The following is a 24,419-nucleotide window of genomic DNA, read 5'->3' as shown; positions in this document are numbered from 1 at the left end:
ATCCGCTCGAATGAATTCATTGGCGTCTTGTTTGTCTGACGCCTATTCATGCTTCGTTGGCCGCCCCGTACCTATAATATCTTTCACAAGGTAGCGAGCGAGCTATGCAGCCCCCTCTCAGCTGCAGTTGAGGCACACGACGTAGACTGCCAAAACCCGCTTCAACGAATCCAATCCCCATCGACGCAGGGTCAAACATGTCTGTACAAATTCGCAACAACGTTCGCGTTCGAGGTTCGGGCCCTGCCACTTTGGTTTTTGCGCACGGTTTTGGTTGCGATCAAAATATGTGGAGACTGGTTGAGCCTGCTTTTTCAGAAAGCTATCAAACGATTCTTTTCGACGTTGTAGGGTGTGGTAAGTCTGACCTTTCGGCTTATGAGGTTGCAAGATATTCAACCTTGAAAGGATACGCACAGGACATCGTCGAAATCATCAATGAGTTTGCCAGCGGGCCGGTCATATTTGTGGGGCATTCAGTCAGTGCTATGGCTGGAGTAATCGCTGCCAATACGCGTCCGGGCCTTATCGGAGCGCATGTGATGGTTGGGCCTTCTCCCTCCTACATCAACGATGGGGATTACTTTGGCGGATTCAGCCGGGAAGACATCGACTCTCTCTTGGAGACTCTGGAAAGCAATTACCTTGGCTGGTCGAGCTCCATGGCTCCCGCCATCATGGGCGCGCCTGGACAACCACACCTTGGCGTCGAGTTGACTAATAGTTTCTGCCAGACAGATCCAGACATTGCAAAGCGATTCGCGAGGGTGACATTCCTTTCGGACAATCGTAATGATGTCGCCAAGCTCCAGGCACCAGCACTGATTATTCAGTCGTCCGAGGACATCATCGCGCCCGTAGAGGTTGGTCACTACCTTCATAAGGTGATTCCCGATAATCGACTTGAGGTGATTGAAAACATGGGCCACTGTCCGCACCTCAGCGCACCTGGTCTCTGCATCGATGCGATCCAAAGCTTTATTGAAAGCGTTCAGAGTCGAATCGCTGATGCAGGCTGATGCCGACTCGCTTCCTGGTGCTGACTCACTTTATGAGTACGCTCCATGTGCCCTTATTGTCACGAGTAAGGCCGGAGTAATCCTCCGGGTGAACACCACTTTTTGCGAATGGCTTGGATACCCGAAAGACCAGTTAATTGGCCATCGTAAATTGCAAGAATTGCTTACCATCGGGGGGCGAATTTTTCATCAAACTCATTGGATACCTTTATTGGAAATGCAAGGTTCCATTTCCGAGGTAAAGCTTGAGTTTGCAACGTCTGACGGAAAAAAAGTGCCGATGATTGTCAACGTGAGAAGAAGAGAGCACTCGGGTGGCACTTTCGATGAGGTTTCGGCATTTGTGGTGATCGAGAGGCACCGGTTCGAGCAAGAAGTATTGATTTCCAAGCGTCAGGCAGAGGATTCACTCGAAGCACACTTAGCGCTCCAGCGAGATCTTTCGGTAGCCGATGCCAGGCTGCGGGTTGCGTTAGAGTCTGCCCAGATGCATGTCTGGGATGTCGACCCTGTGACACGCGAGCGCCGTTACGATGAGAGCGTCGCGCGCCTGCTTGGTTACTCATCTAGCCAGTTTGTTTCCGCAGCCGCTTACTCAACCTTCATTGAGCCCCAAGACCAGCACCGGGAAGCCGGTCTCTTTTCGGCGGCTCTTGAGTCGGTAGCTCAGGAATATCGCTGCATCTATCGATTGAACGGAATTGACGGCGTTCAGCGTACCGTGCTGTCGACTGGTCGCGCCGCATTCGATCCTGATAATAAGCTTGTTCAGTTTGTTGGCATCCTTCATGACATTACCGACGTAAAACGTGAGCAAGCTGCGGCTGAAGATCGCGCCCTTTTTTCCGAGCAGATGATCGGGATCGTAAGTCACGACCTGCGTAACCCTCTTTCGGTGATATCAATGTCCATGGAAATGCTTGATCGCCAGGCATTAACGCCGAAGCAGCAAAAATTTGTTCGTCACGCTCAGGACGCGGCGCTAAGAGCGCGCAGGCTCATCGACGACTTGTTGGACTTCACGCAGGCGCGTATAGGGCGTGGTATCGGAATTACGAAAGCGACCACCGATCTTCATCTGCTCATCGCGGGAACCGTCGAGCAACTCAGAATCGTTTATCCCAAACGAGAGCTTGTCCATTCAACACATGGCAATGGTTTATGTATCGCGGATGGCGATAGGCTTGCGCAATTGGCAGGTAACTTAATTTCTAACGCGGTCACTTACGGTGCGGAAGACCGTCCCGTGACGGTTACATCCTCCATTACGAAATTGGGCTTTGAGTTGTTGGTGCACAACTGGGGTACACCGATTCCTCCAGACTTCCTTGCCACTGTTTTTAGCCCGATGACTCGCGGAGTCAATCTTCCTCAAGATACCCGCAGCGTAGGTTTGGGGCTTTTCATCGTAAGCGAAATCGTAAAGGCACACGGTGGCACGGTTTCCGTTACCTCTACAATTGATGCTGGGACAACATTCAAGGCTTTGTTTCCGATCTGAGGGAAGGCACTCACAGAACTCCGTGATCAAATCTCAGCTGTCATAGTCACCGTCACCGGCTAGGGGCGTGACTAAGCAACTTTCCTGGGGCGCATCTACTGGTTGCCCGAAAGCTGAACAGGCATCCGCGTCTGCGTTTATCAATATTCTTCGAACGGAAATCGTAAGAAAATTTGCGCGCACCTCGTACTAGGGCGATGAATTGATGCCCTAGCGTCGTCGAATAGCCGTGACAGATTTCCGTTGGAGTAATTTGCCGGCGGTCAGGGCGCTTGAATACTTTCGAATTGCCATACTCAACCTCCTATGAGACATCAGTTCATAGGCTCAATTTCCAAGGGAGGAAAAAGCAATGACATCGATTGAAGATTTCAGGATCAAATCTCACGAGCTTTTGATTGAGCTTGACGCCGCTACGATGGGAATGATGACGCTGGTTGCATCGAGATGTGTGTCAGGGCATCAATGGGATGCGGCGGCCAATAGACAGCGTAATGCGTATGCACTCTGGGATGCATTTCTGAGTACACCTGCAGAAGATCACCCCAAACGTGTTTCACCACATGATTGAGGCCGGCGCTATGTGCTCGATGGAGCCGTTATGACCTGGGTAGTGAGGCTTACCAGTCCCGATGGCGATGTTTTCTATGGCGAAGCAACAGACCGTGAAGGATATCGATACCGGTGCAAAACTCCCGAGCAGGCGGAAGCTTTTAAGGAAGAATCCGATGCGGAGGCTAGCTTCGCTTCGTTTCGCCTGATGAGTGTGCTCCGGGAATATCTACTTGAGGCCATTGAGCTGGAGCAGCATTCAAACGACACGCGAGGGGGCCTAGGTTAGCTCCTCCGACCTCGAAGAATAGCTGGTAGAAATGTTGCTTTGATTTAGGTGACTGAGACATCCCGAGCTGTATTACACAAAATGTCCCAGGCGTGATGGCCGATCTCATGCACCGGCAGGCACTTCACATTTGTTCGGTGAGCTCGAAACTTTACCAGAAGCCCTGTGGTTTGCGACTCACAGCCGGCACTGGTCGTATGATTTGAACAGATAGGTCTGTGCGTCATAAGTGGTATCGAACGCCGTAGCAGCGATTAACAATGTACTCCCCAAACCTACAGGCTCGAGGCCAATTCAGGTTCTGAACTCCAGCAATTAGGGCGGCCATGCGCAGTTTTCTAGGATTTTTCGTCTGCTAACCAGCAACGTTGCAATCGCACCTGACGGGCTGCCACGCTAAGAATCCAAGAAGCTGTCTAAGCCAGCGCGGTTGTGTGATGAGCGCCCCAGCGTCTGCCGACCGCTTTGATGGGCCCCCAACGACTCTCCTGTACTCCAAAAAATCGAAACTACAACCGGTCATTTCTGTCCGTTAATGCATATGGCCGTGATGCTCCGGCTGCCAGCGAAATGCATTATTGGAGGAGGCGGGAGGTAAGCCATGAGCGACCATACAGGCGATCTGCCTAAGGAGATAAGGCGTCGAGCAGAGAGGATAATCCATGATATTGAAAATGCTGGATCGATGATTCTTGCTGTGAAAAAATGGAGCGAAGGCCGAGGGTTTCATATTGGGAATTTCTTGTTGGTCAGGCCTCACCCAAGATCGATGTGATTTGCTTTTAGCGCATTTCGAGGATGTGCTTGAAAAGAGGCTTAGATCCTTGACGTTAGGCCTCTAACATTTCCACATTCTGGTGCAAGAACTTTTGGGGGAAGGGATGAAATCTATCATTTTCCTTGCTGCAGTTGCTGCGATTTCAGGATGCGTTCAGTTGTCACATTATTCTCCAGATCAAGCCGACCTGGTTCCAACGTCGAGGCTTTACGGTTTCACCAATCGATCAGATGCCCATCTGGTCGTGGTGCGTGACGAATCAGATGATGGCCAGTGCACGATCCATTTTTTTATAGATGGGACGCCCGCTGCCGATTTTGGAGCGGGGGAGGTAGCCAATTTTGGACTTACTATGGGCGTGCACAGGCTTTCAGCGCTACCGGCTCAAGGCTGCTCTGACTTATTGATCAAGAACATCAAAATAGCTGTGAAAACCGGCGATGCGTCAATCATGTACATCAATGAGAAAGGCTGGGGCTCAGTCCCCATTTGAAGTTCATGGGTAAGCTACTAATATCGCGACTCTCCCTTTAGGCCTTTTTATGGCCTCAGAAATCGTCTCCTCACATAAAGGATCCATCGACGTTATTTCTGATTTGGAGCAAGGCACCACTTTTCTCATGAAGGTGCCGATTGCCTGACATTCGCGCCACCATGATGGGACGCTTCAGGATTTTCAACAGCTGCAGTAGGACATCCCTGAGGCGCTCGGCTGTCTGAGATAGAAAGCAGGTGCGCAATTTGGCCAGTTCGGCGTTACCGCTGCCGACCAAGTCGAAGCATTGGCAGAAGGCGCAAAAGCTTCATCTCGAAAATCGAAGAAGGGGGCGCCTGGGCATAGCCGATTGTCTGACTATGATGGCAAAGCCCATGACGGGTTTGGCGGAAAACCTTTGCGCGAAAGGTGCTGATTAGCTGTCGCACGTCGATGCCCACTTGGCTCGCAAGAATGTCGGTTTGTTCATCGCGGGCATCTGCTTCAGCATCTGACTGCTCCTCTTCTGCACTAAAACTCGCAGGGATATCGCTACGTAAAATATCTTTGTCTAGGCATCCGTCCAATTCAGGGCAGCTGTCTCGCGCCATTTCACATCTGTGACACCGTACCGCTCTGCCTGAGGTTTTGACACGACCTTCAACGGAGGTTTACCAGGTTTAGGAATTGGGGCTAGGCCTGCATCGCAGCTTGCCCAATGCCATGCGTCTGTATTGCGCATTGTTTTGGCGCGAATGACGAATGACTTTGGCTGCCCGTGAAGCTTGTACTCGATGACGAAAATATCCGTTAGGCTCATGAGTCCCTCCTTACGCTCATAGGCAAAAGAGTGGTGCTCTCAGAAAAAATTCCAACGTTTTTCTGTCTTTCTTTGAGGGCGTTTTTTTAGCCTGGCTTTCTGCGTTCGAAATCTCCTCGTTTTTTGATTGGCACCCCGAACAGCTGCGAAATAGAAAGGTCAGAGCGATGCGTAATTCTTTGTCAGAAATGCGTTGCAGTGCACACAGGCAGCAGCAACGTTTCAGCAAAAGTAGTCTTAAAATGCGTGTCGAAATTGCTTCATCGAGCCTTTGACTAGCTGCGAATTTGGACAACAATCAATGAACACTGCCCTTAGGAGAACGTGATGATTTCCGCTCTTGAACTCCGACATATTATTGAGTGCGGTTTCCTGCCTCTGTCCTGCTCTTGCACCCTGAACCTGGATGGTTCGCTGATGATCAAGGTCACAGAGCCTTCATCAGGTAGCGTTGAGCTTTTGGTCACTGGTGTGTCGACGGCCCCACTTAATTCGAGTCGTGCGATTGCCGAACTGATAGGCGAGCTTCGCAGTGAGATGGCTGCACGTAAAACCAGCTTTGAATCAAGCGAATGCAGAGCTCCGGGGCATTGAGCAGATAGATGCGGGAGGATCAACCTTATAGATCGCCTTTGATGTCAAATTGATATCGGCTCATACTACGGCTTCATTTTTCATGGAGTCGGTATCTTGTCCTCCGATAGAACTCAGCAACTTGAGCAAGCACTCTTAGCGGTCATCGCATCAGCCACAAAGATGGGCGTGAGCTGTGATGCCTTATGTGCAGAAGCGGTAGGCGGCCTGATGGCAGATCGTTACTGGCAGTGGTCACTCACGGAGCACAAACACGGTGCCGCTGATGAGATAGAGGAAGCTTTAACCAAGCTTCTGATGAGAGGAACAATCGAGTCCATCCCAGTCTACCTCGCAGCTCCGATCCTGTGAATCAGGCTTTATGAATCGCGATGCCAGGCTGCAACAAAGTCGCCATTGCGATAACCAGATCATCTAATGACCACGGCTTGTGCAGATAGATGCTAGAAGCCGGCACTGCCTCAGGATCTATCAGATATCCAGAGGTCAGGATTGCCGAAATCGATGGCCATCGACTACCTACCATCTCGATAAATTCGATCCCTTGTATCTGGCCGGGTACGCCGTGATCTGCGATCACCAAACGACACTGTTCATGAGTTTGAAGCAAATAGGTTAACGCATCATCTGCTGTCTCAAAGGAGATTGCCTTCCCTCCGACCTCCGATACGATTTCCTCCATCAACGCTCGCAAGGTCGGATCGTCTTCGATGACGATCACCGATCCTTCAATAGGCAAAAAACCTTCCCACTGTACGATCAATCAGAGATCCCTTAGCCGAGCGCACCTGCCGGCGTTTGATGAGTCAGTTTGTGAGTGTATTCGCATTTCGGGATTTTGTGGCCCCTTGCGAATCTATTGATGACACAGATCACAGATCGTCTTCAATACCTGAACGAACTGGAGAGTCGAGGCCGACCAGGGTGGAAAACCGTTACCATTTTCGGATCGCCCCCCAAATGAAAGGACGAGAGTTTTCGATAAAGAACTGAACCATCTCGTCCTTTCCACTTACCGATAGACTTAGGTGGTCAACAGTGTTGCGCTGCTATCGCGCTCCGGACTAGCGATGTGGCTATCGCCAGGTGTCAGAATAACTTTTCGGCAGTCCTCTTCTTTTTTATCAAAGATTTTATATCCCTCAGCGGCCTGTTCCAGTGACATGCGATGGCTGATGATGACGTCCGGGGCAAGGCGACCCGTCTCGATGTGGCCGAGTAGTTCTGGAAGAAAACGTTGCACATGGGTTTGTCCCATTTTGAAGGTCAGCCCCTTGTCGAAAGCGTCACCAAATAGGAATCCGTGAATGAAGCCCGAGTACACACCAGGCACACTCACAACTCCGCCGCGTCTAACCGCTGCGATACATTGGCGTAATGCCTTGCCGCTACTGCCTTCGAGCTTGAGGGTCGCAAGAACCGTTTCGGTGGTGCTGCCTTTGGCTTCAAAACCTACCGCATCCACGACACCGTCCACGCCCCGCATGCCTTTGGTTTGTCGAATGATCGTGTCTGCGGGATCATCGTCTTCGTCGAAATTTATTGGAATCACGCCGTAAGTTTTCTCTGCATAAGCCAAGCGATAGGGGTGGTGATCAACCATGAAAATCTGATCAGCACCCAGCATTCGCGCGCAGGCGGCGCTCAACAATCCGACCGGCCCTGCGCCGTAGATGGCAATGCTTGCCCCAGCGCTAATGCCGGTGTTTGTCACGGCCTGGAAGGCGGTCGGCAGGATGTCCGAGAGGAACAGAACTTTCTCGTCCGACAGCGTCCCAGGGACTTTGAAAGGCCCGGTATTAGCTTTGGGAACACGCACGAACTCGGCTTGCCCTCCAGGAATGCCGCCATACATGTGGCTGAAGCCAAAAAGGGCGGCGCCCGGTGGGATGGCCTTTTTATTCAGAATGGCGCCGCGCCCCGTATTGGTGGTTTCACACGCGGCGAACAAATCCATTTGGCAGAAAAAGCAGCTGCCGCAGGCGATCACGAAAGGGATCACCACCCGGTCACCCGCCTGTACAGCAGTGACAGCTGAACCTGTTTCCTCAACGATGCCCATGAACTCGTGACCGAAGATATCGCCATGTTCGACGGTTGGGATCTTCCCTCGGTAAAGATGAAGGTCGGATCCGCAAATCGCGGTGGCTGTTACTCGAAGAATGATGTCGTCGCTATCCTCGATAACTGGATCAGGAACAGTATCGACTTTTACGCTGTGCGCGCCGTGGTAGGTGAGTGCTCTCATGACTTCTTGCCCCTCAATAACTTAGTGGTAAGTGGGAGAGGAGCGATGGGAAAGGTTAGTTCAGAGAAATAGAACGGGAGATGACTAGCGGGCTGCGCCGTGCCGTTGGTCTGCCTGATCTCTATTCAGTTAAACGTTCTGCGATGGATAAACCTCAAACATGTACGAGCGGGATTGCTCGCGTGAGTGACCTCATTAGCCCGCAGAAATTGCGGGCTTTTTTTGGACACAAAAAGGCCCGGCGCTTAGCCAGGCCATTCAGTTCAATCAAGCCGCGAGACTTGAGCTCGAAAGCGCTTTTTTGTACGCCGCTTTCATGTCTTCCATTTGCTGTCCGAGTTCATTCAGTTTGGCCTTACCTAGGAGCTTGTTAGCTTGAGGAAACATTTCTGCTTCTTCTTCCTCGATGTGATGCTCCAGTAGTTCCTTTACTACTTTCACACGACCAGAGAATTCTGGCGTGCCAGGATCTGTCGCTTTCAGATCTGGGAGTACCAGAGAGTCTACAGTTCGGTGCTCTTCCTTCGCTTCGTAATACATTACGTCCTGCTCCTTACCCCCAGCCTCTTTGAATGCTGGGTAGAGGATTTCTTCCTCCAGCTTGGTGTGGATGGTGATTTCCATCTCTAGCTTGGCCAGTAATTCAGTGCGCTTTTTGATACCGCGCTCAGTCGACTCACTGAGCTGGGTGAGGATGGCCTTCACGCGCTCGTGGTCTGTTTTCAAGAGGTCAATGGCGTTCATGTCGAGACTCCTCTGGTTATCACGGTTAGACGCGCGTCGATCAATCTGCCAACGCTACGCAGAAACGTTTGATTGCATAGGATGTGCCAACCATAACCATCGGATAAATATCAACTAATTCAATATATTGAGATGCCTGTTGAATTGATTTTCTCGTGTATTTTGCAAGGTTGATATTTTCATGGGTTGCAGTTTACGGGATGCGCAGTTGTACCTGTTTCAAGATAAAAAATTTTCCGGAGAAACCTTCGAGTCCGTTTCACAATGTGCGGTATTTGGCCTTCTCTTGGCGTTATGAATCATTGCGGATTGCGAGAGTCAACCGACAATACTGCACATTGGACATCTGTAATGCTTACCTTCGATAGCCCGTTTAGCGATGTCTCTAGTCGTTGCACTCTTCAAAAAACGGTCGACTCGCTTACGTTCTTGCAAACGGTGGGTGGGTGGTATGAACGCAGTTGATTCAGCTCTGGCGGCAGCGCGTGCTCAGTTTGCGATTGCTATAAGCTTTCATATCGTGCTGGCGGCCTTCACCATTGGCTTAGCCAATTTTCTCATGGTGCTGGAGGCACTGTGGCTATGGCGCGGCCAAAGGATCTACCTGGCTGTTTATCTTTACTGGTTAAAAGTGTTTGCGCTTAACGTTGCGGTAGGCACAGCGTCAGGTCTGATTTTGGAGTACCAGTTCGGGCTGAATTGGTCGCGGCTTTCGACTCAGGCAGGAGATATTCTTGGCCCGTTGATGTTCTACGAAGTGCAGGCGGCATTTTTCCTGGAGGCAGGTTTCCTCGGGATCATGTTATTCGGAATGAAAAAAGTTGGCCCTCGTCTGCATCTCTTCGCCACCTCCGCCGTCGCCCTCGGCTCTTTGATCAGCGCCTTCTGGATCTTGTCGGCCAATTCCTGGATGCAGACACCCGCCGGGTATTCCCTCGGAGCCAATGGGCGTTTCATAGCCGAAAGCTGGTGGGCGATCATCTTTAATCCCTCGTTCCCTTACCGGTTAACGCATATGACGTTGGCCGCGTTTATAGGCAGCGCCACGCTAGTGGCCGGTATCAGCGCTTGGCAGCTATTACGTGAATCGCAGAACCCGCGAGCTCGTCTCGCATACTCTATGGCGTTGTGGGTGATCGTGGTGCTTACACCTGTGCAAATCTTGGTGGGGGATCTTCATGGTGAGCACAGCCTTAAAGTTCAGCCGCAAAAGGTTGCCGCCATCGAAGGTTCCTGGACACGACCGGCGGACGGTGAGGGGGAGCCATTACGTTTATTCGCCATTCCAGATATGGCTGAGCGACGCAACCATTGGGAGGTGGCGATTCCGCGTGTAGCGTCGTTGTACTTGCGACATGACCTGAGCGGCACCATAGCTGCGCTTGATGAGTTTCCGCCTGAGGACATCCCGCCGGTGCCTGCGGTGTTCTTCGCGTTCCGTTTCATGGTCGGTTTGGGACTAATGATGATGGGGCAGGGGCTGCTCAGTGTGGTACTGCGCTGGCGACATCGTTTATATGCCGCGCGCTGGATGCTCCGAGGGTGTGTGCTGATGGCACCTGCCGGATTTCTGGCGATGCTGAGTGGGTGGGCTGTTACAGAGGTTGGCCGTCAGCCCTTCACTATCTATGGGTTGATGCGCACTGCTGACAGTCTGTCTTCGGTGTCACGTCAGCAGGTAATAGGGGCGACGTGGACAATCCTGGCGTTTTATCTGGTGATCTTCGGTGTGGGGCTTTGGGTGCTGCTGCGATTATTGCGCGAGCCGCCTCACGAAGACGAGCCTGGGCCACAACCTACTTTGGCGGACGAGACAGGTAAATCTTGAGGGCTGACATCCATGATGGACACCGACTGGATAACACTGTTGTCCGCTGCCGCGCTGGGGTTTTCGGTATTGAACTACGTGCTGTTGGATGGCACTGATCTTGGTGTGGGCGTGTTGCTGGGTCTTACTCGTTGCAGTAAGCATCGACGGGCCATGGCGGTGACTATCCTTCCGATTTGGGACGCCAATGAAACGTGGCTTGTGCTCGGTGGCGGCGGTCTGCTGGCGTTGTTTCCGCTGGCTTACGCCATCCTGTTGCCGGCGCTTTATTTGCCATTTATCGCGATGTTCCTGGCATTGATTCTTCGCGCAGTAGCGCTGGAGTTTCGCGATTACTCGAAAAGCTATCGTGTGAAGCGAATGGTCGATGGCTTGCTGTTGATCGGTTCACTGCTAGCCGGGGCTACTCAGGGGATAGTGCTGGGAACGCTTGTACAAGGCGTGCCGTATCAGAACGGGCAGTACAGCGGGAACGGCTGGGAATGGTCGGGCCTGTTTCCGCTGTATTGTGGCGCCGTGCTCGTATTGGGCTATATGTGGTTGGGCGCGTGCTGGCTGTATTGGCGTACTGTAGATGATCTGCAATGTCGATCAGGTCGACAGGCGAGGGTGCTGGCCATCGTAACCACGGTGCTTTTGGCCGTGTTAGTGGTCTGGACAGCGACGCTGGATGCTCGATATGCGCAGCGGCTTTCCAATCCACTGGTCTGGCTGCCAGCCGCAATATTGCCCACTGCACTGCTGATCAGCTTCACCTTGAGCTTTCGAAGCCGCCGGCACTATCTGCCTCTATTCGCCGCACTGGGGATCTTCATCTCGGCGTTCGCCTTGATGATCGCAGCGCTCTTTCCATTGATTGTCCCGCCTAACCTGACCTTGCAAGCAGCCGCCTCAAGTCCCACCAGTCAGATGTTCATGTTGGTCGGTTTCGCCGTGCTGATCCCGGTGACGCTTATCTACAACACCTACGGTTTCAGAGTCTTCAGCGGAAAGGTTCGCGCCGTTCGTGATTGACTTCTCAACGCTGGCCAGCCCAATACCGGTGTACGGCGCCTTGCGAGCCTTGCACCGGATCCTGGTCGGGAAACGGCAGCGTGTCGATGCTCGCCAGTTGGGCTCTGGTTGGTGCCTCGCGGCAGATATCTGCATGTTGTCCCGGCGGATAAGCACCGACGACCAGAAAGTTTTCGCTTGAGTCTAAATTGCAGTGGCCAGTGCCGGCAGGCAGTAGCAACACGTCGCCTGGACTGACTTCAAGTACATGACCATCCGGGCCACCCAGCATCAACCGAGCCCAACCACTGGCGACGCCAAGCACTTCATGACCTTCAGTATGGTAGTGGTGGTAGCTGTAAACCCCATATCGCCATTGTGGTGGCCAGCCATTGGCGATGAAGGTTCGCTCGAACAGTGCAGCCGGATCGTTGCCTTGAACTGCAATCGCGGTTGGGTAAATGAGTACCGGCAGTCGCGGGTTGTTGGGAACCCATTGGTTGCGTTCAAGCATCAGGGTTTGAACGGTAGCTGTCTCAGCTCGCGGTTTGTTCATTTAAGGATCTCCGAGACCTAGATGCGGCGATGGTTTTTCATGTATCGATCTGCAACTCCAAATCAGCATTTTCCAGTCTGCGGGCGTGAGCCACCGTGCCGTTCAAGCGCTGTCCTCCTGAAGAAAGAATAATGGTCAAGGAGTGGGCCTTGTGTAGGTCATCTGGCACCGGCGACATAACCTGTACCTGAAAGGCACCTGGCGTAATGGGCGTGATGAGTACGTCGCATTCAATTGTTTTAGCGATGGGGCCGAAGAGGGTGTCGTTTAAGTAACTCAAACGTGCGCGGTCGGTCATGGATATGTCCTATAACGCCAGAGATTTAAAGCTTAATTTCTATCCGCTTCTATGTGCTAGACGGTATCCATGACAGAAGAGTTCAACGCCAAGGGCTGACGGCACTTGGCGATTGCAGGCCGCGTATCAAGGCGCATGAAGCTCCGTCGATAACCGATTTTTGGATCTGCAGTTAAACTAAAAACTGACCTGTAAGTCAGGTTTGTTAATGGCACCCGATAGGAGAATCCAACCATGCAGATTTACAAGATTGAATACCTGTTCAAAGGCGAGCCCCGCACGCATCAATTTGAAATCAAGCAGGCTCGGTTGTCCGCTCATGAGGCCGCGATGCACTTGCTACAGCTCCATTTTGGGGACGGTGAGAACAGCTTGATCATGCCCACTGCTGACGCGACGCCAGACGAGATTTTGAAGCAGGTTGAACTGGTAGGGCTGGCACAGATTATGGTCGTCGATCAACCCAGTGTTGATGGCAGTCGAAACAACCAGTAGGCGCGACTCGGCCAATTTTAGGTACCGCTTTTGGCCATAAACGCCGAGTGATTAGGGGGGGCTGATTAGTGATGTTATGAACCAGCTCCCGCCGGAGGTTTACTAGGCCCCGAACAGGCTAAAGAAACTCAATGCCGCACCCGTTACCAAAATTAGGGAGATGAGTATCAGGGTCAGAACGACAGGTCTATAGCGCATAGCGCGTGTCGGTAGAGTCTTGGCACCTATTTTCAGCGACGATATCCACCATCAGTGAACGCAAGGTCGGATCGTCTTCTACGACGACTTCGACTCCTAGAATTGGCAAAATTCCTTCCCAAATAAAATACACTCATTGATTCCTTAGTGGTGCAAAACGTGCCAGCGTCATAAAAGCCTGGCTCTGAGTGTATGCCCAATCGAAGGATTTGCAGCCCCACTGCATTTCGTTTGATGAATCAGTCATAGGATTGGGACTTTGAAGCTAGATCCGAATGATTTTTTCCTGCTGAGGACGTCATGAAGCAGATCTTTGCGATGATGTAGATTCTTTAAACCTTCTTTTAAAGCCGGGTGTCGATAACTGGAGAGCTAAAAATTTGCTTGAACGAGAGAACGCCAATGATCGGTGTTGTGATACCCGCCCATAACGAAGAAAACCACATCACCGACTGCCTGTCGTCTGTCCTGGTGGCTGCGGGGCATCCAGACTTGCATGGTCAGTTGGTCACGATACTTGTCGTCTTGGACGATTGTTCGGACAACACCGCGCAGTTGGTCTCGGCTCAGGGTGTCGCAAAGCTCGAGGCCACTTTTCAGAATGTGGGTAAGGCCAGAGCGACTGGAGCGCAGGAATTGCTTAATGCAGGCGCACAGTGGCTAGCTTTCACCGATGCCGACACGGTCGTTGCTCACGACTGGCTCGCTCGCCAGATTGAGTTCAAAGCTGATGCGGTATGTGGAACAGTTGAAGTGGACAACTGGAATGAGCATGGAGACCTGGTACGTTCCAAGTATCTCGAGTTATACCAATTCGTCGAGAACCATCGCCATATTCACGGAGCTAATCTCGGACTAAGCGCCGAAGCGTATCGAAACGCCGGTGGCTTTCAGCATCTTGCCGCACATGAAGACGTTCACTTGGTGGCCGATCTTGAGAGGATCGGTGCACGCATTGTTTGGACAGCGACGAACCCGGTGATTACCAGCGCACGCCGGGATTTCAAATGTCGGGGCGGGTTTGGCGAGTATTTGACCTCTCTCGGCGCTACGCTTGGAGTCCTCTACTTAACCCTCTGGTCAGTGCTGGTGCTTCCTGAATTGCAGGCCTGGTGGGGATGAGTTTGGAATACATCGACTTTGTGCAATGGCCCGCCATGGTAGTAACGGTGATCTCAGCTTGGTTCGTTGGCTCGCAACGACCACGTCGGCGCATGATCGCCTTTTGGGGGTTCATTTCGAGTAATGCTTTGTGGGTTGTCTGGGGACTCCACGCAGACGCTTACGCGTTGATAATCCTCGAATGTGTTCTGCTGGGAATGAACGCCCGAGGCTTCAAGAAGAATCTCAACGGGTATCGAGGATCCTGACGACATGGCGCCATACATCAAGCGCGACTGTCTACACGAAAGACCTCAAAGAGAGTAATCGCAAGCTCGCGTGTCTTATCGGAAACAGAGGAAGACTTTTGCAGATGTGACCTATGGTGAAGGTATCTCTGTGAGGACGTGAAGATGATCCCAAGATTCGTTGTTGTCCCTGCAGTCCCCACTGAAACTGGCTCCTCTCGTAAGGGAACGTCCGGATACTGCAAAACAGCGCCAATAGGTTTTAACATTTACGATAATGAGAAAAAGTTGCGCTCGCAAGAAACCTTTTTGAGTCGACAAGAGGCTGAGGCTGAGTGCCAGTGGTTAAACCTGCGACGGCTGCAGAGTATCCCCTCACACCCGGACACCCTATAAATTCACGGTGATAGCGCGCATTCGATGCGTGCGCGCTATCGATGGGTATCCGCTAGTAGTGGCTTCATCCAACTCAAGCTTTAACGACCATCGTTATCTGGGTTCTCAGCCTCGGAAGTAGAGTCAGCTGGAGACGGGGCATTTTCGTTCCCTAATGTTGAGCCAGAGGTAGAACTGTCAAAATCCCCTTCGCCTGCTGATTTTTCAGCAGTGAACCAGTGCTCCAAGTCTTGTCCTTGAGGCTTGCCTTCCTTCTCCCAAAGCCGATACGCAGCTTCTCGAATTTTTTGCTCATCCATCATCAAATTCCTCCCATTGCTCACTGAGTGAATTTCGGGACAACGGGAGAAAGCAGTTGTGTCTCCCTATTCGTCACAGCATCAAGCATAGGCGCCATGACAGGCTCCATCATTGCTGTTGGTCAGATTTCGCATGCACATCTATGTCTCGGTCAAGCCACAAATGTGTGGCGGTACTTTGGAGAAAAGACAAGCCGACTAGCGGCTGAGTTCTGATTCCATGCAATGCGCCTCGCCCGATTGTCAGAAGTCGATGTCATGGAGGTCACGCGTCGCATTGCTTCGTCTGTTGCAAAAAATAAATTGGTTTGAACGCAGGCATGACGCCGAGGCCTAAGTTTTACTAGCGCTTGGAGGGTCGAATCATGTCGGAAGCCACCACTTACTTCGCTATCGCCGTCGCTGTGATCATTTTGCTTGTAGATCTATGGGCAACGATCAGCGTTTTTCGTAGTGACAAATCCGTGAGCATAAAAGCAGCCTGGGCCATTGGTCTCATAATCTTTCCCGTTTTGGGATTGATTGTTTGGGGGTGGGGCGGGCCCACGGGGAATCAAGGAGGGGCCAACCTCTCCGGAGCACAGCAAAGGCTAATATAAGAGGCAGGAGGTTCGAGTACATCAATTCGAATTGAGGGCTGTGGAGCGACACCTTGATCACTGAGGAGAAGGTCATGATTGACGATTCAGCCATCCGCGAACGAGCGTATGCACTGTGGGAGAAGGATGCTTGCCCAGAAGGAGCTGCGCAATTCTACTGGCACCTGGCGCGGGAGCAGCTTCAAGCCCAGGTGCAAGCGCAAGAATCTGATGCGCGTAAACTTGCATTTGATAACGTGAAAAGCGATGTACTTGATACCTTTGCTTTCTCCACGTGATATGCGTGGAGACGCTGCATCTAGAAAGGCGGGGAAGATGAAGGCGTCGAAGGGGTAGCACCCAGCTTCTTTCTTATCCGGGAGAAGCGCCTTAGGTGATAGCTTTGATGTGCCGATCCCTTATAAGGTCAGATCCAAACCCTGCAACTTTGCTTTGGAGGCGGGTGGCCTATGTTTATTCAGATGATGCTGGCCTGAGTTTGCCACACGTCGTATCAGATGAACATCGCGCCGCTCCACGGTTCTCCGCACATAGTCGGGAACGTTAGTTATGGATGAAGATCGGAAAGCGCAGGCGCTTGAGATGTGGCAGTCATTGATGGACAAGCCTGAAATTCGAAAGACTGTTCAAGTGCAACACGAAGAATTACTGAGGCTTACCGAAGAATATCTAAAACAAGGTTTCATCAGTCGCGAAGAACGGGAAAGCTTGGTAATCGAGACGACTAAACGGTATGCCCAAGCTGTGGAGGGCGTTGGTGAGGGAACATAGAGAGTTGAGAAAAGCTGCGAGCCGTCGATGCGCGTGAGGGGTTTACTTCTGCTGGACTTTAAAATTCTTTTTGAACCCGCGTAGGTTCATAAGGAAAAGGCAAATCTGCAAGACGATTAACGCATACGCCCCCGCGTACACTCCCCAAGTCACCCACAACACGTTGCTCAAACTGAAGCATACAAACCCGGTCATTCGTCGTCCTGGTCGCTGCGATCCGATTAGCCATGCGGCGAGAACGGTCACAACCATCGCTGGCCATTGAACCCAATCCAGATTAGCCAAAATATCCTCCCAGCACAGATTCGTGAGCTGAATCGCTATGTGGATGCCACGCTAGTCAATCGGGCTTCTGATGGTTGGGTGATGCATTCGATTTCCCGAGAATGTAGCAGGGGTGGAGCTGACCATTAGGATGGGTTGTGACCACTACAGAGATCAATGACCAGCCTTCATGAAGCTTGAGGTTTGCTTCGTTGGCTGATAGCGCTTCCATGACTTGGATTGTCTCAGATATGTGCATTTCGTCTTTCTCAAATTCTAGGATCAATCATTAGGTGCTGCGTACGGACGAGGGTTCCTTTACCCAACACTTGTTATTGGATCGTTCGGAGCCATGCTAGGTCAGAATCCATAATCGAGACCATGCTTTGAACAATAAGAGTCATCATCTACCGCTGCCATCTCAGCGACATGAAGCGAGGGGGACAACAATGACAACGCACAAACTGACCATTGAAAACTTGCAGTTGAACGTTTCATTCTGTGGGCAAGGCTCACCGCTACTCTTGCTCAATGGCCTGGGTGGTTTGATTCGTACCTTCGATCCTCTGCGCGATGAGCTGATGGACTACACGACTATTACCTTGGACGTGCCAGGAGTCGGCAAATCGCAAATGCCCCGCTGGCCAATGCGCCTGCAGCGCCATGCCGACTTGATCGCCGGAATGCTGAAGCAGCTGGGAATCGACCAAGTCGATCTGTTCGGCGTGAGTTGGGGCGGTGCATTGGCGCAAGAGTTTGCACTGCGTTACCCGAGCATGGTGCGCCGGTTGATCCTCGCGGCGACCTCTGCTGGCCCGATGATTCTAGTGAAGCCCGCAGACATCTTGGATTTTTTTGGCAGCCTCAAAGGCGCCAAACTGCACAAAAAAGAAGGCTCGCGTAATTCGATACAGGCGCTGGTGCGCTTCGGTGTGGTGAAAGGTATGCTCACCGTTAATCCGCGAACCTATTACTACCAGTTAGCTGCCTTGGTCGGCTGGACAAGCCTGCTGCGGCTGTTCCGTCTGCGCCAACGAACGTTGATCCTTACCGGCGACCGCGACACGCTGGTACAGACGTACAACGCGCATATCCTGCGCCGCAGCATCCGCCGTGCCGAAGTGCACGTCCTAAAGGGCGAGGGGCATTTTTTCGTGGTCACCAGCGCCAAGCGAACTGCCAAACTGATACGAGAATTCCTCTGCCAGCAGCACGATGATGAAGAGCCGGCGCCGATGACCGCCAGCGGCAGATTGAGGCCGCTCCTGCTCTAATCCGAGAGGTGGATCGCCATTATCGCTGCACCCTATGGTCTCGATACTCCAGGCACATCCATATTGATCTTGCGCCAGAAAGCCTCAGAGAAACTGTAAACCGAGAAGGCAATTAGCCCCAGGGCCATCACAATCAAAATCAGCCATCCAGCAGGAAGATTCTGGAGAGCGTCGAGGGCTTCTTTCATACCTGGTGGATCCATGGCTTGATAAGTGGAACCGCTAATTGCCAGCAGTAAGGCAATTTCTATAAACACGAATCCACGGGCTATTAGACCGAACCGAGACACTGGCCGGACGTACCGCATGACGTCCTCGTCGGCCTCAAAATATTTCTCGAACGACGCCTTCCATCCTTTGATGATGTGAGCAATTCCAACACCAAGCGGAATGAGAGCGATCAGGTACACCAACAAATTCGAGTGATCCCAAGACAGAAGATGCGCTAGCCAGTCTTTGGTCTGCCCTCCGGAATCCCCCGAGCTTCTAATACCGCTAATGAGTAGACCCATTGCAAAAAACGCCAGAGCGGCGTTGACCAAACCTCCGGCAAACAGACCAGTGCGAATTACTACTCCTTTAAGTTTTTTGCCGTGATGATCGACATCACGCATAGCTTGCAAGACACGCCAAGCCGAAAATGCGAGCAGACCTGCCACCACAAGACCAACTAAAAAATATCCGAATGGCTGGCCTAGTAAAGTTTCCAGGCTCTTGTGGCTGTCCTTCGGTTTTGTCGAATCATGCGCTGCCAGCAACGCGAAGAGGCCGATGATCAAATAAAGCACTCCTCGAGCGGCGTATCCTCCCCGAGCGAGTATTACAAGGTTGTGTTGCGCGGACATTGGATCTATTCCCGAGAGTAGTACAAAAGCAGACCCCTCTCGCTGGAAGGGGTTCGATACCAAATCGAAGACTGCACTGACTTCGTGATCGAGAATATCTACCGCTCGAAAATCGCTCAAACACCGTAACGCTTATTGCCACCTGAAGTAATGCAGTACCGACCGCCTCTTGGCCCGATGCAAACGTTTCCCGAAGAACAAGGGCAGGAGGATCCGTATTCTGGAGTCTGCCTCTGGGTTGGTTTTACTGGCGAAGGCGATGGTTTCGGTTTAGAGGCGCTGTAGCAATTCGATCCGGCACAAATACTTTTGGAAGAAAGCCATTTCGCAGGTTGGCCATCGACGCTTATGCGTACCCAATCATCCCGTTTTTCGAAGACCTGAACTTTGGCTCCTCGGCTCAGCTTGGAAATGACTTTTCCGCCGGGCTGATCCCGGATATTGAGCTGGTTCGCGCTTACGTATTGATCAACTGAGGGGGCAGGTGTCGGTGATGGAGCCGGGGTAGATGAGACCAGAGTATTCGGAGTGGGAGGGGGGCTCGGTTGCACCTGAGCGGGAGGCGTGTCTTTTTTGCCTATCGCCCAAAGGACAGCGAAAAGAATCAGGAGTGGGACAAACCATGACTGAGATTTCTTGCGCATTTCCATTGCTCTCCCTCAAAACAAGCACTACCCAGCCTGTCTTCCCTGACCAGCCTGGCTTCATAAACCTATTGCGAGCTTAGCCAAGCTTCCATTTTCCGCAGCCTACCTAGCTCTAAAAGCTTGGATTTTCCCAAATTAAGCGTCGCGAGCAATCGCTGTCTTTCTCCTAGGGATGGAAACCACTCGGCCATCTCGACATTGCAGTGTCTGGACTCGCTGAGTAGACGCCCCTACTACCTGGTCGCTCGGTACGGTGGCGAGGAGTTCGCCTGCGTTCTGCCCAATACCGTTCTTTCGGGTGCGGTCGACATTGCAGAAAAAATGCAAAAGCGTGTCCGAGCGTTGGGCATCGAGCATTCTGCTTCTGATGTCGATCGCGTGATGACTATCTCTCTACGCGTCGCGACATTGACGGCCGCTGGCGAACAAGGATTCGAGGCTTTGATAGAAGCTGCGGACAAGCAACTCTACGAAGCGAAGAACGCCGGCAGGGCGCGGGTATGTTCATCTGCAATGTCGTCCAGTTAAGGATTTTCTCGTTGCAGATTGCATTTTTGATTGGAGCTAACTACCGGCAGCAGCGGGCTGAAGGGAGCTTCTACGCAACTCGAAACAATGGTTAATATCCGCCGGCGATCAGGTCGAATGCATCTGCCCCGTTTGCTGATTAGGGACTACTTTGGATCGAATGCTGCCTGTCGTGATCGGCTGAAAACGACCCGAAGCAGACGTTCACGAGGCATTGTCGCTAAAACGACTGGCTTGACGTGCTCTGTTTGGGCCAATCAACACCGAGTGTGATGGAGTGATGGAAGGAAGTGTCTATGGGCGACACACCCACGGCAACGATGAGCAAACACAAATCTTTTATTGTAAAAAGCAGGATAAGCACTACCCTGTTGATCATTTTGTATGCGGCCCCAAACTCTTGAACAAGAATGAAGCCGATGATTAGTATTTTTAATACAGGAGGCAGCCTTTAATTTGTTTTAGTTAGATTTACTAATTAGTCGTTTTCTCAGTAGCGTATCGACTGCAAATCGTCCGGGCCCGCCGATGACAAGGGCTAGAAGTCCTGCTAAGTATAAAAGGTCAGTCTCATACCCTGGAGGCCCGAACTGAGCACCGGCAGGAGTGATGGCCAGAATCTTAATTGAACTGAAGCCGTATTGAAGGTGTACAGTAAAGGTTGCAACAAGCAAAACGATAATCATGGGGATACTTGCAAGTGTAATAAACGCACCGAGAAGGATCGCCAGACCACCAAAAATTTCGATAACAATTGTGATAACTGACATTAGGTACGGATTTGGCGTCCCTAACGCATGCAACACAACCGCAAATGATTCAGGGCCTCGAAAAAATTTTGCGAACCCGTGAGCCATAAATCCGTAACCCACTATCAAACGAATCATCAGTGGTGCAATCTCAACAATTTTTTTCTGCGTTGGAAGGCTTAGAGTTAGTCCTAATAGCCTTCGCAAGAAAGAGCTGACTGCCGCTGTATCTATCATACTTATATGCTCGCTCGATAGTATTGAATGAATTTGTTGTGATATTCCAGCCTTCGAAGGTTAAGCTAGGATTAAGTTGACCAGTTCACAAAGTTAAACAATTTGTTATAGATTCGTTAATCCAGCCGTAATGCTTACATCATAAATTTATTAATTCAATAATCTGACTTAGGTAGTAATTATGCGCTTCGCATCTATGTTGGTTGCAGCGGTTTTAATGGTGGGTACACATACAGCTTTTGCAAAGGACGCACCTGAAACCCAAGATAAGCTTGACATTAAAGAAGTGGTGCGAGTGGATCCGATCCCCTTTGATGCAGGCGGAATTATCGAAAATACGATGGTGTATAAGAATTCGGCTGGCGAGCTCAAAGAGTTAAAGTACAAAGTTATGGGCAACGGTTGCCAAGGTGGATAGAGATCAGGTTCTCCCCAGCATCAAGTGAAGGGTTGGTTATCTGACTATTGGTCGGGATTTTGATGGTTAGAAGTAAAAACTCTACTCGATTTCCTGACTTTCAGCCTGGGAACCTTTTTGATAAGACCTGCGTTTTCGCTGTTTACATTCAAAGTGCAGCGCCCATTATCCCAGCCTCTAACAAGCTTGGCTATCCAGATGAGCGCCAGTTCCATGACTGCAGGCCGCCCATCTTTCCAATCTAAGCTCACGCTGGTGTTTCTTATTCGGATTACTGGTGACTCTAGGAGGTGAGTGAATGCGTTTTTTTGCGCAGGACGGAAAAAGGTTGGGGCATGCGAGTTATCCCTTGCAAAATGGATCTACCCGGATCTGAGAGGCCGCTAATGGCCGAGGCTGTGTAAAAACGTTTTTCGGCGCGACAGGTACTCAAAATCGAACTGGAAATCGCGCTTCTATGCGAAATCTACATCTGCTGATGGGCCAATAAATTTCAGATTTAACGGAGACGCGCACACTTCAATTTTGACGAAGCGTTTTTACACACTCTGGGCCGTAATCTGACCTGCAATGAACGTCCGCTCATGGCCGTTCTCAGCCTGTCGCAACCAACTAAAAATGAGCCTGGCTGGACGTTGGAATCAATACCCGAGACCAGTCTGGCCAAGTCGCAGGTGGCTCGAGTCGGGCCGGGCTGTCGCCGACGGTTGGCGTGGGCTTGTAGGGTTCGCGGGGGGAGGGCGGCGATAGCACCACCAACACCACCTCAAGCGAGGTCAAGAACAGCGTCAGCGCTACCTTGACCGCCAGTTGGGAGTCGGACCTGTGGGGCGAGGTACGCCGTAGCATTGAGTCGAGCCAAACGACGGCCCAGCAATCCCATGCCTTGCTGGCTGGGGTGCGGCTGTCCATCAGCTCCAGCGTAGCCAGTAACTACTTCGCACTGCGGCAGATGAATATCGATGTGCGGTTGTAGCAACAGCAACAGAAGATCAATCAGCAGCTGCTGGACATGATCCATTCCCAGTACACCCAGGGTGTTGCCACAAACGACCAACTGCTGGTACTACCTCAATTGCCGATCTGCAGACCTCACTGCGCGATCGCGAGCAATACGAACATGCCTTGGCGGTGCTGGTGGGCGTGGCACCGAGCGAGTCTGCTGTAGCATCTCGAAATAACTTCACCTTCGTCCTGCCTCGGCCACCGTTGACCTTGCCTTCGACCCTGCTGCGGTGCTTAACCAGCAACTGGTGTTGCCGCAAGCCGAGCAGAACCTGCGGGACACCCAGGGCCAGCTCAGTCAGGGAAGTGTCGCGCTGATCCAGAGCCTGGGGGGAGGCTGGCAAGCGATCGGGCACTGAACGGCTAGGGTGCACCATGCAATATCCGGGTCAGAATATTTGGACTATCAGACGACTTGAGCGAGTCACACACACTGCGGGCCTGGCTATTTGAATGCATACTGGGCGTGTAGTGCGCCGGTGCTGAAGGGTCAGCTCTGCGTTTCCCATTGGGGGAGGCATTTGTGTCCGTTGCGTACGTCATCTACCAGAGAGTCAAACGCCTGGAGAAAGGGCAGCCCTTCATCGGCACGAAGTTCGCCTCCGTCGGCTCTCGCTCTGCGGTCAATAAAGCACTTTCCAAATTGGTACTCGCAGGCTTACTAGAACGCGTGGCCCGAGGCGTATACATGCGCCCCAAGTTGAACAGCTACATCGGTCCAGTGCGTCCGAGCCCCCTCACAGTTATGAAGTTAATCACCACAGCTAACGGTGAGACGATACAGGTACATGGAGCGGAGGCAATCCGCAGGTTAGGCCTCAGCACACAAATGCAGGTGCTACCAACTTATTATACAAGCGGCTCTTCACGCGAAATCAAAATCGGGATTGCCTTGGTGCGTCTCAAGCATGTATCTAAAGACCGCCTTCAGCATGCCGGTACCAATCTAGGATTAGTACTCACAGCTCTCCACTACGTTGGAAAGCGGGGGATGTCCAAAGAGACTCTGTCGAAAATCACTGATACGTTGAGCAATGAAGAATTTCGCAAGCTTCTAGATTGCAAAATGCCGAAATGGATGCGGTCCTGCCTTACCTCATAACCTATCAGTTGGAGCTAGCGCGATGGCGAGGAATTATGGCTGCCTTGGTCAGCAGCTGCGCCCTGACTAGGTGAGCGGGTGTACAAACGCCATCAGCCACCCAATCGTGGCTATGCCCTCAAAAACTGATATGAACGCACACATACCGTTCGCCCGTTGCGACCTAGAACTTTAGCAAGGATGATGACCAAGCTTGAATTAAGCTGATCGGTGTGCGCCTTTCGTAAGTGACAGACGCGGGTGTACGGTGGAGCTTGCATATTACATCAACCTTCATCCTTAACTTTTGCTGAAGCTGCTGGGAGATCAAAATGACCATGCCGGAAGAGCGTACTCGCGCGGTGATTCAGACTCGCGAATTCTTAGTTGAGCTATACCGCGATAAATCACTTCCCGAAAAAATTCGGCGCGATGCCAAGTTTCTTTTGCGACATTACCCAAGCAAAGCTGACATGGTGCTAGCAGCCCGACTCGAGGAGCAACCCGCTTTGTTAACAGGGCTCATCGAGCCCGTTTTCAGCTTACCAGGCGATGATTGAAGCAAAGCT

At 51.7% G+C, this 24,419-nt stretch carries 30 protein-coding genes; 19 read left to right on the top strand and 11 right to left on the bottom strand.

Annotation, left to right across the window (positions count from 1 at the left end):
• Positions 1-197: 197 nt before the first annotated feature.
• The 4 genes from ACQR3R_RS07330 to ACQR3R_RS07315 all read left to right on the top strand — a co-directional run bounded on the left by ACQR3R_RS07330 (position 198) and on the right by ACQR3R_RS07315 (position 4,632).
• Positions 198-1,019 carry an alpha/beta fold hydrolase gene (locus tag ACQR3R_RS07330; RefSeq protein ID WP_428271341.1) on the top strand — a complete coding sequence of 274 codons (822 nt, stop codon included), beginning with the start codon at positions 198-200 and terminating at the stop codon, positions 1,017-1,019.
• Positions 964-2,520 (top strand): PAS domain S-box protein, encoded by a 1,557-nt coding sequence (locus ACQR3R_RS07325; protein WP_428271340.1) that lies wholly within the window; start codon positions 964-966, stop codon positions 2,518-2,520. The genes ACQR3R_RS07330 and ACQR3R_RS07325 overlap by 56 nt, the downstream gene beginning before the upstream one ends.
• A 352-nt stretch (positions 2,521-2,872) precedes the next feature.
• Positions 2,873-3,091, top strand: a complete 219-nt coding sequence (locus tag ACQR3R_RS07320; protein WP_082356742.1) for a hypothetical protein — start codon at positions 2,873-2,875, stop codon at positions 3,089-3,091.
• A gap of 1,151 nt (positions 3,092-4,242) precedes the next feature.
• Positions 4,243-4,632 carry a hypothetical protein gene (locus tag ACQR3R_RS07315; RefSeq protein ID WP_428271339.1) on the top strand — a complete coding sequence of 130 codons (390 nt, stop codon included), beginning with the start codon at positions 4,243-4,245 and terminating at the stop codon, positions 4,630-4,632.
• A gap of 263 nt (positions 4,633-4,895) precedes the next feature.
• On the opposite strand, the gene ACQR3R_RS07310 is transcribed toward ACQR3R_RS07315, so the two are convergent.
• Positions 4,896-5,225 carry a hypothetical protein gene (locus ACQR3R_RS07310; RefSeq protein ID WP_428272612.1) on the bottom strand — a complete coding sequence of 110 codons (330 nt, stop codon included), beginning with the start codon at positions 5,223-5,225 and terminating at the stop codon, positions 4,896-4,898.
• A complete protein-coding gene (locus ACQR3R_RS07305; RefSeq protein ID WP_054052552.1) occupies positions 5,186-5,434 on the bottom strand; it encodes a DUF6555 family protein in 249 nt (82 codons plus the stop codon). Before ACQR3R_RS07305 ends, ACQR3R_RS07310 begins: the two co-directional genes overlap by 40 nt.
• Positions 5,435-5,761: 327 nt before the next feature.
• Here ACQR3R_RS07305 and ACQR3R_RS07300 point away from each other — a divergent pair, with 327 nt between their 5' ends.
• Entirely contained in the window at positions 5,762-6,028 is a 267-nt protein-coding gene (locus ACQR3R_RS07300) for a DUF1652 domain-containing protein (RefSeq protein WP_082356743.1), read from the top strand.
• A 352-nt stretch (positions 6,029-6,380) separates the two neighbouring features.
• On the opposite strand, the gene ACQR3R_RS07295 is transcribed toward ACQR3R_RS07300, so the two are convergent.
• The 3 genes from ACQR3R_RS07295 to ACQR3R_RS07285 form a co-directional block, all read right to left on the bottom strand.
• Positions 6,381-6,791 carry a response regulator gene (locus ACQR3R_RS07295; protein ID WP_054052557.1) on the bottom strand — a complete coding sequence of 137 codons (411 nt, stop codon included), beginning with the start codon at positions 6,789-6,791 and terminating at the stop codon, positions 6,381-6,383.
• 261 nt (positions 6,792-7,052) lie between these two features.
• Positions 7,053-8,276 carry a zinc-dependent alcohol dehydrogenase gene (locus ACQR3R_RS07290; protein WP_054052559.1) on the bottom strand — a complete coding sequence of 408 codons (1,224 nt, stop codon included), beginning with the start codon at positions 8,274-8,276 and terminating at the stop codon, positions 7,053-7,055.
• A gap of 267 nt (positions 8,277-8,543) precedes the next feature.
• Positions 8,544-9,020, bottom strand: coding sequence for a PA2171 family ribosome-binding persister protein (locus ACQR3R_RS07285; protein WP_054052561.1), 477 nt, complete (start codon positions 9,018-9,020; stop codon positions 8,544-8,546).
• A 451-nt stretch (positions 9,021-9,471) separates the two neighbouring features.
• On the opposite strand from ACQR3R_RS07285, the gene ACQR3R_RS07280 reads away from it, so the two are divergent.
• The gene (locus ACQR3R_RS07280; RefSeq protein WP_428271338.1) at positions 9,472-10,848 is read left to right on the top strand and encodes a cytochrome ubiquinol oxidase subunit I; all 1,377 of its coding nucleotides are present in this window, start codon (positions 9,472-9,474) and stop codon (positions 10,846-10,848) included.
• 12 nt (positions 10,849-10,860) lie between these two features.
• Complete coding sequence (gene cydB / locus ACQR3R_RS07275) at positions 10,861-11,862, top strand: cytochrome d ubiquinol oxidase subunit II (RefSeq protein ID WP_322268537.1); 1,002 nt, start codon at positions 10,861-10,863, stop codon at positions 11,860-11,862.
• A 4-nt stretch (positions 11,863-11,866) separates the two neighbouring features.
• Here the strand turns inward: cydB and ACQR3R_RS07270 are convergent, their stop codons facing one another.
• Positions 11,867-12,397 carry a cupin gene (locus ACQR3R_RS07270; protein WP_322268536.1) on the bottom strand — a complete coding sequence of 177 codons (531 nt, stop codon included), beginning with the start codon at positions 12,395-12,397 and terminating at the stop codon, positions 11,867-11,869.
• Between the two features lie 37 nt (positions 12,398-12,434).
• Positions 12,435-12,695: a hypothetical protein gene (locus tag ACQR3R_RS07265; protein ID WP_054613986.1), complete on the bottom strand. Its 261-nt coding sequence runs from the start codon at positions 12,693-12,695 to the stop codon at positions 12,435-12,437.
• A 234-nt stretch (positions 12,696-12,929) separates the two neighbouring features.
• Between ACQR3R_RS07265 and ACQR3R_RS07260 the strand changes: the two genes are divergently transcribed.
• Both ACQR3R_RS07260 and ACQR3R_RS07255 read left to right on the top strand, forming a co-directional pair.
• Complete coding sequence (locus tag ACQR3R_RS07260) at positions 12,930-13,190, top strand: hypothetical protein (RefSeq protein WP_428271337.1); 261 nt, start codon at positions 12,930-12,932, stop codon at positions 13,188-13,190.
• Positions 13,191-13,790: 600 nt separating this feature from the next.
• On the top strand, positions 13,791-14,510 hold the full coding sequence (locus tag ACQR3R_RS07255; RefSeq protein WP_428271336.1) for a glycosyltransferase: 720 nt from the start codon (positions 13,791-13,793) through the stop codon (positions 14,508-14,510).
• A 703-nt stretch (positions 14,511-15,213) separates the two neighbouring features.
• Here ACQR3R_RS07255 and ACQR3R_RS07250 read toward each other — a convergent pair.
• Positions 15,214-15,432, bottom strand: a complete 219-nt coding sequence (locus ACQR3R_RS07250) for a DUF2934 domain-containing protein (protein ID WP_428271335.1) — start codon at positions 15,430-15,432, stop codon at positions 15,214-15,216.
• A 365-nt stretch (positions 15,433-15,797) separates the two neighbouring features.
• Here ACQR3R_RS07250 and ACQR3R_RS07245 point away from each other — a divergent pair, with 365 nt between their 5' ends.
• The 4 genes from ACQR3R_RS07245 to ACQR3R_RS07230 all read left to right on the top strand — a co-directional run bounded on the left by ACQR3R_RS07245 (position 15,798) and on the right by ACQR3R_RS07230 (position 18,340).
• A complete protein-coding gene (locus tag ACQR3R_RS07245; protein WP_428271334.1) occupies positions 15,798-16,031 on the top strand; it encodes a PLDc N-terminal domain-containing protein in 234 nt (77 codons plus the stop codon).
• Between the two features lie 74 nt (positions 16,032-16,105).
• Positions 16,106-16,309, top strand: a complete 204-nt coding sequence (locus ACQR3R_RS07240; RefSeq protein ID WP_428271333.1) for a DUF2934 domain-containing protein — start codon at positions 16,106-16,108, stop codon at positions 16,307-16,309.
• 271 nt (positions 16,310-16,580) lie between these two features.
• On the top strand, positions 16,581-16,802 hold the full coding sequence (locus ACQR3R_RS07235) for a hypothetical protein (RefSeq protein ID WP_428271332.1): 222 nt from the start codon (positions 16,581-16,583) through the stop codon (positions 16,800-16,802).
• A gap of 713 nt (positions 16,803-17,515) precedes the next feature.
• Positions 17,516-18,340 carry an alpha/beta fold hydrolase gene (locus tag ACQR3R_RS07230; protein WP_428271331.1) on the top strand — a complete coding sequence of 275 codons (825 nt, stop codon included), beginning with the start codon at positions 17,516-17,518 and terminating at the stop codon, positions 18,338-18,340.
• A gap of 32 nt (positions 18,341-18,372) precedes the next feature.
• Here the strand turns inward: ACQR3R_RS07230 and ACQR3R_RS07225 are convergent, their stop codons facing one another.
• Both ACQR3R_RS07225 and ACQR3R_RS07220 read right to left on the bottom strand, forming a co-directional pair.
• Positions 18,373-19,185 (bottom strand): DUF1206 domain-containing protein, encoded by an 813-nt coding sequence (locus ACQR3R_RS07225; RefSeq protein ID WP_428271330.1) that lies wholly within the window; start codon positions 19,183-19,185, stop codon positions 18,373-18,375.
• A gap of 116 nt (positions 19,186-19,301) precedes the next feature.
• On the bottom strand, positions 19,302-19,829 hold the full coding sequence (locus ACQR3R_RS07220; RefSeq protein ID WP_428272600.1) for an SH3 domain-containing protein: 528 nt from the start codon (positions 19,827-19,829) through the stop codon (positions 19,302-19,304).
• 123 nt (positions 19,830-19,952) lie between these two features.
• Here ACQR3R_RS07220 and ACQR3R_RS07215 point away from each other — a divergent pair, with 123 nt between their 5' ends.
• Positions 19,953-20,360, top strand: coding sequence for a diguanylate cyclase (locus ACQR3R_RS07215; protein ID WP_428271329.1), 408 nt, complete (start codon positions 19,953-19,955; stop codon positions 20,358-20,360).
• 461 nt (positions 20,361-20,821) lie between these two features.
• On the opposite strand, the gene ACQR3R_RS07210 is transcribed toward ACQR3R_RS07215, so the two are convergent.
• On the bottom strand, positions 20,822-21,346 hold the full coding sequence (locus ACQR3R_RS07210) for a DoxX family membrane protein (protein ID WP_428271328.1): 525 nt from the start codon (positions 21,344-21,346) through the stop codon (positions 20,822-20,824).
• Between the two features lie 181 nt (positions 21,347-21,527).
• Here ACQR3R_RS07210 and ACQR3R_RS07205 point away from each other — a divergent pair, with 181 nt between their 5' ends.
• The 5 genes from ACQR3R_RS07205 (at position 21,528) to ACQR3R_RS07185 (ending at position 24,410) form a co-directional block, all read left to right on the top strand.
• Positions 21,528-21,764 carry a DUF2790 domain-containing protein gene (locus tag ACQR3R_RS07205; protein ID WP_428271327.1) on the top strand — a complete coding sequence of 79 codons (237 nt, stop codon included), beginning with the start codon at positions 21,528-21,530 and terminating at the stop codon, positions 21,762-21,764.
• Between the two features lie 799 nt (positions 21,765-22,563).
• Positions 22,564-22,740, top strand: coding sequence for a hypothetical protein (locus tag ACQR3R_RS07200; RefSeq protein ID WP_428271326.1), 177 nt, complete (start codon positions 22,564-22,566; stop codon positions 22,738-22,740).
• A gap of 259 nt (positions 22,741-22,999) precedes the next feature.
• Positions 23,000-23,128: a hypothetical protein gene (locus tag ACQR3R_RS07195; protein ID WP_428271325.1), complete on the top strand. Its 129-nt coding sequence runs from the start codon at positions 23,000-23,002 to the stop codon at positions 23,126-23,128.
• Positions 23,129-23,292: 164 nt separating this feature from the next.
• Positions 23,293-23,871 (top strand): DUF6088 family protein, encoded by a 579-nt coding sequence (locus tag ACQR3R_RS07190; protein ID WP_428271324.1) that lies wholly within the window; start codon positions 23,293-23,295, stop codon positions 23,869-23,871.
• A 311-nt stretch (positions 23,872-24,182) separates the two neighbouring features.
• On the top strand, positions 24,183-24,410 hold the full coding sequence (locus ACQR3R_RS07185) for a BPSL0761 family protein (RefSeq protein ID WP_428271323.1): 228 nt from the start codon (positions 24,183-24,185) through the stop codon (positions 24,408-24,410).
• Positions 24,411-24,419 lie beyond the last annotated feature (9 nt).

The sequence above is a fragment of the Gordonia sp. IEGM753 genome, from assembly GCF_050321825.1.
Taxonomy (GTDB): domain Bacteria; phylum Pseudomonadota; class Gammaproteobacteria; order Pseudomonadales; family Pseudomonadaceae; genus Aquipseudomonas.
This window is presented reverse-complemented; position numbering and strand designations above follow the sequence as displayed.